This window comes from Kineococcus indalonis (genome assembly GCF_009906395.1).
Lineage (GTDB): Bacteria > Actinomycetota > Actinomycetes > Actinomycetales > Kineococcaceae > Kineococcus > Kineococcus indalonis.
In genome coordinates this window covers 1-1,649 of the sequence record NZ_JAAALM010000697.1, presented here as the reverse complement: position 1 = coordinate 1,649, position 1,649 = coordinate 1, and the positions used below count along the sequence as shown (strand labels likewise).

The window sequence follows — 1,649 nt, the reverse complement described above, 5'->3', positions numbered from 1 at the left end:
GGCGTGGGGCCCGGTGGGCTGCGCGGCCGGCCGCGGTGCGGTCCGCCGGCGCCCGTCGTGGCGGCCGGCGCGGGGCGCCGGCCGACAGCGGCGGGGTGCTGTCGACCGGGAACGGTGCCCCGGCGCCCCCGCCACAGGCAAACCGTGGACCCCCGCTTCGTCACGCTGAGGTCACGACTGAGCGACGATCCGTCGACTTTCGTGAATCATCTCACACCCGACAGGGCCCCGCCGGAGGTTTGACGTGGCCGGGCAACGGTCCATCCCGTCACCCGGCCGCGCCTGGATCGACTCACCGAACAGCGGTGATCACGCTCCGAAGTCGTTGAGCAGCTCGGTCACCAGCGCCGCCACCGGCGAGCGCTCCGAGCGGGTCAGCGTCACGTGCGCGAACAGCGGGTGCCCCTTGAGCGCCTCCACCACCGCCGCCACCCCGTCGTGCCGGCCCACCCGCAGGTTGTCCCGCTGCGCCACGTCGTGCGTGAGGACCACCTTCGAGCCCTGCCCGATGCGCGAGAGCACCGTCAGCAGCACGTTGCGCTCCAGCGACTGCGCCTCGTCGACGATCACGTACGCGTCGTGCAGCGAGCGGCCCCGGATGTGCGTCAGCGGCAGCACCTCCAGCATCCCGCGGTCCACGACCTCCTCCAGGACCGCCGGGGCCACCAGCGCCTCCAGCGTGTCGAAGACCGCCTGCCCCCAGGGGCCCATCTTCTCCGCCTCGGTGCCCGGCAGGTACCCCAGCTCCTGCCCGCCCACGGCGTACAGCGGGCGGAACACCACCACCTTGCGCTGCTCGCGGCGCTCCATCACCGCCTCCAGGCCCGCGCACAGCGCCAGCGCCGACTTGCCCGTGCCGGCGCGCCCGCCCAGCGACACGATGCTCACCCCCGGGTCCAGCAGCGCGTCCAGCGCGATGCGCTGCTCCGCGGAGCGGCCCCGCACCCCGAAGGCCTCCCGGTCGCCCTTCACCAGCCGCAGCTGCTTGTCCGCGCCCACCCGACCCAGGGCGTGCCCGCGCGGGGAGGCCAGCACCACGCCCGTGTTCACCGGCAGCTCGCGCGCCTCCGGGTGCTCCACGCAGCCCGCCTCGTACAGCGCCGAGACCTCCTCGGCCGTGGCCGTCAGCTCCGCCACCCCCGTCCAGCCCGAGTCCGGCGCCAGCTCCGCGCGGTACTCGTCGGCCGCCAGCCCCACCGCGGAGGCCTTCACCCGCAGCGGCACGTCCTTGGAGACCACCGTCACGTCGTGGCCCTCGTCGGCCAGGTTGCGCGCCACCGCCAGGATCCGGGTGTCGCCCGCCGTGGCCAGCGGCCCCGTGCGCAGCGAGGACGGCAGCGACGCCGCGTCGGAGTGGTTCAGCTCCACCCGCAGCGTGCCGCCCTGCTCCCCCACCGGCACCGGCCGGTCCAGGCGGCCGTGCTGCACCCGCAGGTCGTCCAGGCGGCGCAGCGACTCCCGGGCGAAGTAGCCCAGCTCCGGGTGGTGGCGCTTGCCCTCCAGCTCGCTGACCACCACCAGCGGCAGGACGACGTCGTGCTCGGCGAAGCGGGTCAGGGCGGCGGGGTCGGACAGCAGGACGGAGGTGTCCAGGACGAACGTGCGGCGCCCCTGCCCGTCGGGGGCGGCGGCCGGGTGTGCGGCCGGGT

At 75.3% G+C, this 1,649-nt stretch carries 1 protein-coding gene; it reads right to left on the bottom strand.

What is annotated here, in order from left to right:
• Positions 1-309 precede the first annotated feature (309 nt).
• Positions 310-1,593, bottom strand: a complete 1,284-nt coding sequence (locus GTR00_RS20375) for a PhoH family protein (RefSeq protein WP_166613354.1) — start codon at positions 1,591-1,593, stop codon at positions 310-312.
• Between the last annotated feature and the right edge of the window lie 56 nt (positions 1,594-1,649).